The organism is Actinosynnema sp. NPDC037264 (assembly GCF_055603705.1).
In genome coordinates this window covers 1-8,737 of sequence record NZ_JBVJVK010000118.1, presented here as the reverse complement: position 1 = coordinate 8,737, position 8,737 = coordinate 1, and the positions used below count along the sequence as shown (strand labels likewise).

Annotated in this window: 6 protein-coding genes and 1 pseudogene; 2 read left to right on the top strand and 5 right to left on the bottom strand. The window is 71.0% G+C overall.

Going from position 1 to position 8,737, the window contains the following annotated elements; translation table 11 throughout:
• Positions 1 to 110 precede the first annotated feature (110 nt).
• Genes ACZ7GX_RS45260 through ACZ7GX_RS45250 form a run of 3 tightly spaced genes read right to left on the bottom strand, consistent with a single transcriptional unit; the run spans position 111 to position 2,654 of the window.
• The gene (locus tag ACZ7GX_RS45260) at positions 111 to 602 is read right to left on the bottom strand and encodes a DUF6912 family protein (protein ID WP_498786851.1); all 492 of its coding nucleotides are present in this window, start codon (positions 600 to 602) and stop codon (positions 111 to 113) included.
• A complete protein-coding gene (locus ACZ7GX_RS45255) occupies positions 599 to 1,975 on the bottom strand; it encodes a WS/DGAT/MGAT family O-acyltransferase (protein ID WP_498786850.1) in 1,377 nt (458 codons plus the stop codon). The genes ACZ7GX_RS45260 and ACZ7GX_RS45255 overlap by 4 nt, the downstream gene beginning before the upstream one ends.
• Positions 1,976 to 1,985: 10 nt before the next feature.
• Positions 1,986 to 2,654 (bottom strand): phosphotransferase, encoded by a 669-nt coding sequence (locus tag ACZ7GX_RS45250; protein WP_498786849.1) that lies wholly within the window; start codon positions 2,652 to 2,654, stop codon positions 1,986 to 1,988.
• Positions 2,655 to 2,717: 63 nt separating this feature from the next.
• On the opposite strand from ACZ7GX_RS45250, the gene ACZ7GX_RS45245 reads away from it, so the two are divergent.
• Positions 2,718 to 3,461 (top strand): TrmH family RNA methyltransferase, encoded by a 744-nt coding sequence (locus tag ACZ7GX_RS45245; RefSeq protein ID WP_498786848.1) that lies wholly within the window; start codon positions 2,718 to 2,720, stop codon positions 3,459 to 3,461.
• A gap of 338 nt (positions 3,462 to 3,799) precedes the next feature.
• On the opposite strand, the gene ACZ7GX_RS45240 is transcribed toward ACZ7GX_RS45245, so the two are convergent.
• The gene (locus ACZ7GX_RS45240) at positions 3,800 to 4,210 is read right to left on the bottom strand and encodes an HAD-IA family hydrolase (RefSeq protein WP_498786847.1); all 411 of its coding nucleotides are present in this window, start codon (positions 4,208 to 4,210) and stop codon (positions 3,800 to 3,802) included.
• Positions 4,211 to 4,267: 57 nt separating this feature from the next.
• Between ACZ7GX_RS45240 and ACZ7GX_RS45235 the strand changes: the two genes are divergently transcribed.
• Positions 4,268 to 4,648 (top strand): Rv3235 family protein, encoded by a 381-nt coding sequence (locus ACZ7GX_RS45235; protein ID WP_498786846.1) that lies wholly within the window; start codon positions 4,268 to 4,270, stop codon positions 4,646 to 4,648.
• Between the two features lie 1,025 nt (positions 4,649 to 5,673).
• On the opposite strand, the pseudogene secA reads toward ACZ7GX_RS45235, so the two are convergent.
• A pseudogene (secA, locus tag ACZ7GX_RS45230) lies at positions 5,674 to 8,170 on the bottom strand (preprotein translocase subunit SecA); the annotation flags it as partial.
• Between the last annotated feature and the right edge of the window lie 567 nt (positions 8,171 to 8,737).

The following is an 8,737-nucleotide window of genomic DNA, read 5'->3' as shown; positions in this document are numbered from 1 at the left end:
TCTCCCCCCTCCCCTCCCCCCCCCTCCCCCCCCCCCCCGCACCCCCCCCCCCCCCCCCCCCCCCCCCCCCCCCCCCCCCCCGCTCGGCGTGCAGAACCGCGGAGCAGCGGCTACATCAGCTCCAGCAGGAACGGCAGCTCCTGGACCGCGTACCAGGCCAGCTCGTGGTCCTCCGCCCCGCCCAGCGCGAACTCCGCGTCCGGGTCGCCGAGGTCCGCCGCGTCGATCACGTCGGCCGCCGCGCGCACGTCGTCCTCCGCCTCCGACGTGTCCAGGTGGATCGCGGCGATCAGCTTCATCGGCACCGGGCCCGACAGCTTCACCACCGAGAAGTCCAGGTCCGGCCGCAGCTTCACGTCCGGCACGTCGGCCGACACCACCGCGCGCCTCGGCACGGCCTTCTCGTCACCCGCGATCAGCCGCAGCGAACCGCGCGCGGCGTCGAGCATCGCCGAGTACTCGAGCTCCTCCGTGTCGCCGGTCGCGTACGACTCGCGCAACGCGGGCGTCAGGGCGAACCCCGTCCCGCCCACGGGCACGAACTCGCCGTTCTCCACCAGGTCGCGCAACATCGCGACGGTCGCCGGGAGGTACACCCTCATGCGGACACCGTTCCCATCAGTTCCTCCACCGACTCCTCGACCATCGCCGCCAGCACGTCCACATCGGACATCGCGTCGCGATCGGCGTTGAGGCCGAAGTACACGCCACCGTCATAAGACGTCACGCCGATCGACAACGCCTGGTTCTTCGCCAGCGGCACGACCGGGAACATCTCGATCATCTTCGCCCCCGCCGCGTACAGCGGCACCTGGGGACCGGGCACGTTCGTCACCACCACGTTGAACAACCGCCGCGAGAACGACGACGCCGCCCGCGCGCCCAGCGCGTGCAACGTGGGCGGCGCGAAGCCCGAGAACCGCACCAACGTCTGCGCCGCCACCGTCTGGCCCGACTCCTGGTGCGCGCGCATCGCGTGCGACACGTGGTGCAGCCGCACGACCGGGTTCGGCTCGCCGACCGGCAGGTCGACCAGGTACGCCGACACCTGCGCCTCGTCGTCGCGCACCGACATCGGCGCCATGGCCCGGATGGTGGTCCCCGCCGTCACGACCTCGCCGCGCGACAGCAGCCAGTTCCGCAGCGCGCCGGACAGCACCGCGAGCACGCCGTCGTTGACCGTGCCGCCGTGCGCCCGCCGGATGGCGCGGAACACGTCCAGCCCGGTGCGCGCCACCGCGAACCGCCGCTGCGGCGAGATCCGCACGTTCAGCGGGCTGCCGGGCGCGGGCGTCGCGGCGGTGCGCACCGCGGAGGCCAAGCCGCCGAACACCCCGGCGACCTTGCGCACCGTCGCCACCGTGTCCATCGCCGCCGAGCGGACGTTCTCCACCACCTCGCCGGGCCGCTGCACGGCTTCGGCGACCGCGTCGGCCACCAACTGCAACCCGCTCGGCTCCGGCGACGGCATCCACAGCGACTCGACCGGCGGCCGCGGCGTGGCGGAGGGGTCCAGCATCACCTGCCCGATCTCCGGCGCGCCGATGCCGTCCACCATCGCCTGGTGCGTCTTGGTGATCACCGCGGTCCGGTTCCGGGCCAGGCCCTCGACCAGGTAGACCTCCCACAACGGCCGGGTCTGGTCCAGCGGGCGGGACATCAGCCGCGCCACCAGGTCGTGCAACTGCTGGTCGCTGCCCGGTTTCGGCAACGCCGACCGCCGCACGTGGTAGGTGACGTCGAAGTCCGCGTCGTCCACCCACACCGGCCGCGCGAGCCGTCCGGGCACGTGCACGACCTTCCGCCGGTACCGGGGCACCAGCGACAGCCGCTGCTCGATCAGGTCGACCAACCGGTCGTAGTCGAAGCCCGTGCGCGGGCGCCGGAACACCGCCACCCCACCGACGTGCATCGGCGTCGTGGAGTCCTCCAGGTACAGGAACGAGGCGTCCAGCGCGGACAGGCGGTCGGGCATGCGGTCCAGGCTAGTCGCTGCAATCGCGCACGAGCCTGCGAACGGCGCTGACCTCGGCTTCGTCCCGCTCGTGCCGGGCCAGCCTGATCGCCGCGGCGGCCGGCATGGCGCGCCTGGCCTCGACCCGCACCGAGCCGTCGACCCCGGCCAGGAACCCGCGCACCATCCGCGACCGGGCGAGCCGCTTGAACGGCCGCAGCGGCGCCACCGCGATCGCCAGCCAGCTCAGCGCGACGTCGACCTTGCGGTCGCCCTTGCTCGCGCTGCCCCAGTCGACCACGACCGCGCCCTCGGGGCCCATCACCACGTTGCCGGGGTGCAGGTCCAGGTGCAGCAGGTCGCCGTCGCCCGGCAGGAACGTCGGCGCGGGCACCCGGTCCAGCTTGCGGTGCAGCTCGGCCAGCTCACGGCCCAGCGCGCCCGCCCGCCACGGCCTGGCGTCCAGCTCCTGCGACATGCGCGGACCGGGGACGTACTCCATGACCAGGTCCGTCTCCGAGGCCTCCGCCACCCTCGGCACCGGTATGCCGTGCCGGCGCAGGTAGCGCATCAGCTCGGCCTCGGGGCCCAGGTCGCGGCCCGCACGGCTGCGCTTGACCAGCAGACCGTCCGGACGCAGGTAGACGTCCGCCTCCCGGCCGCTGGCCAGCAGGCGGTGCGCCTCGTCGCGCGATGCCATGTGACGATCATCATGATTGACAGCGCAGAAGCAAGCCCCAAATGGGTAGTGGACACTTGTTCCGTGGATGTGTCACCCAAGGACAAGTTCGTCACCGTGTACGGCCGCAAGCCCGTGCTGGAGGCCCTGGACGACCCGCGGCTCGAGGTCGACAAGGTCGTGCTCGCCGACACGGCCCGCGGTCCGGCCGCCCGGGAGATCCTGGACGCGGCCGGTCGGCGCGGTGTGGCGGTGCAGCGCGCTTCCGCGCAGCGGGTCAAGGTGCTGGCCGGGAACGGCAAGCAGGACCAGGGCGTGCTGGCGGACGTCGTCGCGCCGCGGATGCGTCCGCTGGAGCTGGCGTTGCGCGACGGGCCGCGGTTCGTGCTGGTGCTCGACGGGATCACCACGCCGGCGAACGTCGGCATGATCCTGCGCACGGCGACCGCGGCGGGGGTGGACGGCATCGTCGTGCCGCGGCGGGGTGTCGCGTCGATCGACCCGATGGTGGTCAAGGCGTCGGCGGGGGTGGCGTTCCGCGCGCCCGTGCTGCGGTGCGCGACGGCGGCGGAGGCGGTGGTGGCGCTGAGGGGCGCCGGGTACCCGATCTTCGCGTTGGACGCGCAGGCCCGGTCTTCGGTGTACGCGGCGGACCTGCCGGCGCGGGCGGCGTTCGTGCTGGGCAGTGAGACGGCGGGCGTCTCGGACGACGTGCGGCCGCACGTGACCGGGTGGTTGTCGATCCCGATGGCGGCGGGGGTGGAGTCGTTGAACGTGGCCAGCGCCGCGGCCGTGCTGTGCTTCGAGGTCGTCCGCCGGCGCGGGTGACCTTCGGGGCTCCTGTGTTTCCCGGTGGCCGGCGCAGCGCGGGTGCCGGAGGGCCGCTCAGACACCCGCGCTGCCTAACCCGGCTGATCGGCGGCTCACCACAGCCACCCGACGCGGTACCCGTCGGGCCGTCCCGACCAGCCCTCGGTGTCCCGCACCCACGCCCCTCGTACGGCATCGGGTGCGGGACCGGGGCACTCGTCCGCGCTGTTCACGACGGCCGGCCACTGCTCTCGTCCACTGCGCGGTATTCGCCGTGGCGCTGCGAACGTACGAAGGAAGTCGAGTGAGCGGCAATTCACCGGCCAGGTGGATTTTTCGTGGCCGTTCGTGACCGGTTAACTCTGCAGGGGGACCTGGAGCAGTGTTTCCAGTTCCTCGAGTGTGGATTGCACGGACTGGTGGTGCACACCGACCATTCCGGCCGCCGCGGCGCCCCGGACGTTGACCGCGAGGTCGTCGACGAAGACGCACTCGGCGGCGGGCAGGCCGAGCCGTTCGGCGGCGAGCAGGTAGATGCGGCGGTCGGGCTTGGCCAGGCCGACGTCGCCGGAGGTGATGACGACGTCGAACAGGTCTTCCCAGCCGGCCGGCGGGCGCCACAGGAAGTCGGCGTTGGAGAGCATCGCGGTGAGGATGCCCTGGTGGCGGACTTGGCGGGTGACGGTGAGGAGGGGCGGTTCGGTGGCCGTGTGGTCGTCACCGAGGTCCGTCAGGACGCCGCCGAAGTCGAGAACCAGTCCCCGCACCGTGCCTCCATCGGGTGATCTTGGTACGAAACCCCGGCCGTCCGCCCTCGGTTCAGCATGCCACCTCAACTGCGCACCCTGTCGTCCACGAAGCCGACCGCCACCCAGGACCCCTCCGCCGGCCCCACCGACACCCCGCCGCCGCCCGCACCTCTCGACGCCCGCCACTTCCTGTTCCCCTTGGTAGAGGCGCTGAGCGGCAGGCGGCCGCCGCGACAACTGTCGGCCACCTTCGCCCCACGTGCCCTGACCACCGTGGCGGAAGCCGCCACCCCAACCCGAACCCGCCTCGGCCGCTACCGCTTGTGCCACGTGTCGCCGGATGCGGCGGAACTGGCGGGCACCCTGCACATGCCGACCAAGGTCCGAGCATTCGCCGCGCGAGTGGAACGCCGAGGGTCACGCTGGCACTGCACCGAATTCCACCTACTCCCCTAACGGCCACCCGCGGATCAGCGGGGCCCTCTCACGCTCCGCTGACCCCGGCGACCGCTAACACGATCGAGTGACATTCGCCCAAAAATGTACGGAAACACCGTTACCACACCTCGGTTGAAAACCAGCGGAACGCCTCGACCACCCACCCCCTGCCAACCCACACCCACCCCGACAACCCCAATCACCCGACACAGCCCCGCCAGCCAGACGCACCACCAGAACGGAGGGAGGCACGTGCGAATCAGCGGACGGCCGAGAAGAACTGGCGGCTCCGGAACGCACCAACTCCATCGCGCGAACTCGATCGCGGCGGCCCGCTGGACGCGCGGACCGGTCGGCCAGGCCGGTGAAACGTGCCCTGGGCCTCCTGTCGGGACCGCCGCCTGACCGAGCCCCCGAACGAACGACGCAAGGAGAGCGGTGCAGCCCGGTGCGACGGCGGGTCCGGCGGATTCGCGGCTCAGAGTGGACTGCTGAGGGAGGCGATGGCCGGGCCACGGGCGCGACGGGCAGGACGGGTGGCGCGGTGGGCAGATGTGGTGGGCGGGCGCGGAGGCGGTGGATGGTGGCGGTGGATGAGGGTGGGTGGTCCGGGAATGACGAAAGCGGGCCGCCGGTGGTGGTCGGGGCCCGCTTTCGGTGGTTCAGGGTTGGTTAGTCGCGAGGGGTCTTGCGTTGGCCCTTGGCCTGGGCGCGGGCGGCGGCGCGGCGTTCTTTGCGGGTGCCGCCCGGCTGGGGGCCGGACTGGGCGGGGTTGCCGGTCGTTTCGGCGTCGCCGCTCTCGGACGGGCCCGTGTAGGTCAGGCCCTGCTGGGCCCGGCCGTCCAGGCCCTTGCCGCGCAGCGCGGGCGGGATGGCGCTGCCGCTCTGGAGTTGCGCCAGGGCCGGGCCCGCGGGGGCCTGGTTGGCGTCCGCCTGCTGCTGGGCGGCGGCAGCGGCGGCGGCGCGGGCCCTGGCCCGGCTGCCGGCCAGCGGGCCGCCGTTGGCGATGGAGACCTGGACCGGCGGCTCGGCGGCCGGCTCCGGCTCGGCAGCCTCGACCTGGAGGTTGAAGAGGAAGCCGACGGTCTCCTCCTTCAGCGCCTCGAGCATGCCGTTGAACATGTCGAAGCCCTCCCGCTGGTACTCGATCAGCGGGTCGCGCTGGGCCATCGCCCGCAGGCCGATGCCCTCCTTCAGGTAGTCCATCTCGTACAGGTGCTCGCGCCACTTGCGGTCCAGGACGGAGAGCAGGACGCGGCGCTCCAGCTCACGCATGGCGCCCGGCCCGACCCGGCCGTCGATGTCCGCCTCACGCGCCTCGTACGCCGCCAGGGCGTCGGCCTGGAGCTTCGCCTTCAACGACTCGCGGGTGACGTCCTCGTCGCCCTCGAGCACCTTCTTGGCGTCGAGCGTGATCGGGTACAGCGTCTTGAGCGCAGTCCACAGCTGGTCGAGGTCCCAGTCCTCGGCGTAGCCGTCGGCCGTCGCGCCGTCGACGTACGCGCCGACCACGCTGGTGATCATGTGCTCGACCTGTTCGCGCAGGTCCTCGCCGTCGAGCACGCGGCGGCGCTCGGCGTAGATCACCTTGCGCTGCTCGTTCATGACCTCGTCGTACTTGAGGACGTTCTTGCGGATCTCGAAGTTCTGCTGCTCGACCTGCGTCTGCGCGCTGCGGATGGCCCGGGTGACCATCTTGTGCTCGATCGGCACGTCGTCCGGCACCTTCAGCCGGGTCATGACCGTCTCGACCATCGCCGCGTTGAAGCGGCGCATCAGCTCGTCCTTCAACGACAGGTAGAACCGCGACTCGCCGGGGTCGCCCTGACGGCCGGAACGACCGCGCAGCTGGTTGTCGATGCGCCGCGACTCGTGCCGCTCGGTGCCGAGCACGTACAGGCCGCCGGCCGCGCGGACCTCCTCGGACTCGGCCTTGACCTCGGCGGTGACCTCCTCGATCAGCTTCGCCCAGGCGGCCTCGTACTCCTCCGGGTTCTCCACCGGGTCGAGGCCGCGCTCGCGCAGCTCGTGGTCGGCGATGATGTCCGGGTTGCCGCCCAGCACGATGTCGGTGCCTCGACCGGCCATGTTGGTGGCCACCGTGACGGCGCCCTTGCGGCCCGCCTTCGCGATGATCAGCGCCTCGCGGTCGTGGTGCTTCGCGTTGAGCACCTCGTGCGGGATGCCCCGCCTGACCAGCAGCTTCGACAGGTACTCCGAGCGCTCGACGCTCGTCGTGCCGACCAGCACCGGTTGGCCCTTCTCGTGCCGCTCGGCGATGTCGTCGGCGACCGCGTCGAACTTGGCCTCCTCGGTCTTGTAGACGAGGTCGGCCTGGTCGGAACGCTGCATCGGGCGGTTGGTCGGGATGGGCACGACGCCGAGCTTGTAGGTCTGGTGGAACTCGGCCGCCTCGGTCTCGGCGGTACCGGTCATGCCGCCCAGCTTCTCGTAAAGGCGGAAGTAGTTCTGGAGGGTGATCGTGGCGAGCGTCTGGTTCTCCGCCTTGATCTCGACGCCTTCCTTGGCCTCGATCGCCTGGTGCATGCCCTCGTTGTAACGGCGACCGGACAGCACGCGGCCGGTGAACTCGTCGACGATCATGACCTCGCCATTGCGGACGATGTAGTCCTTGTCCTTGGCGAAGAGCTCCTTGGCCTTGATCGCGTTCTGGAAGTAGCCGACCAGCGGGGTGTTGGTCGAGTCGTACAGGTTGTCGATGCCCAGCTGGTCCTCGACGTACTGCACGCCCGCCTCGGTGACGCCGATCGTGCGCTTGCGCTCGTCCACCTCGTAGTGGGTGTCGCGGCGCATCTTGGTGGCCAGCCGCGCGAACTCGACGTACCAGCGCGAGGACTGGTCGGCCGGGCCGGAGATGATCAGCGGCGTGCGGGCCTCGTCGATCAGGATCGAGTCGACCTCGTCGACCAGCGCGAAGAAGTGGCCGCGCTGGACCATCTCGTCACGGCTCCAGGCCATGTTGTCGCGCAGGTAGTCGAAGCCGAACTCGTTGTTCGTGCCGTAGGTGATGTCGGCGTTGTAGGCGACCCGGCGCTGCTCGGGCGTCATCTCCGACAGGATCGCGCCGACGGTCAGGCCGAGGAAGCGGTGGATGCGGCCCATCCACTCCGCGTCGCGCTTGGCCAGGTAGTCGTTGGTCGTGACGACGTGCACGCCCTCGCCCGCGATCGCGTTGAGGTACGCGGGCAGCACGGACGTCAGCGTCTTGCCCTCACCGGTGCGCATCTCGGCGATCTGACCGAGGTGCAGCGCCGCGCCGCCCATGAGCTGGACGTCGAAGTGACGCTGGCCCAGGGTGCGCTTGGCGCCCTCGCGGACGACCGCGAAGGCCTCCGGCAGCAGGTCGTCCAGGGTCCAGCCGTCGGCGTAGCGCTTGCGGAACTCCTCGGTCTTCGCGCGCAGCTCCGCATCGGAGAGGTCGACGACGTCGTCTTCGAGGTTGTTGATGTGCGCTGCGATGTTGCGCAGGCGCTTGAGCATCTTGCCCTCGCCAGCGCGGAGCAGTCGGGACAGCACCATCCGGGTCGACCTCATTACCTCATCGCGACGCGCCCGGGGGGACGGGCGCCTTCCACCGGGGCTCACCACGGCCATGGCGAGCCTTCACCACCGACCATCGTAGGCAAGTCGTGAAGGTGTGTGCACAGACACAGGTAGGAACCCCTCCCGGAGGACCTCGCGAGGCGCTCCGCGGGCGCCCGACCGACCGACTCGGGGCCGTCCTGGATCGCGTTCCGTGACGAGGACCGCTCGGCCACCACCCGGACGGACGCAAAGCGGTCGGTCTCCCCCGGGCTCACGCGCCGAAAGCAGGCCATCGACCGGTTTTAGAGACAAATCCCACGCCACCGGGCCGGCCGGACTTCGACGGACGCCCGCTTGCTCCGAGGTGACCGGTTCGCGAACTCACACCTGTCGTCCGTGACACATTTTCCGACGATCACGGTTTCGATCACCGAAATGCGGCGCGCACGACGGCCCCCGGCGCGCGGGGCGGATTCCAGGGGTCGTCGCAACACAACTGATCAACTGGCTTAGGTCAGGAGCTTAGCCAAACGCTCGGCTGGGGTGTCCCAGCCGAGCGTT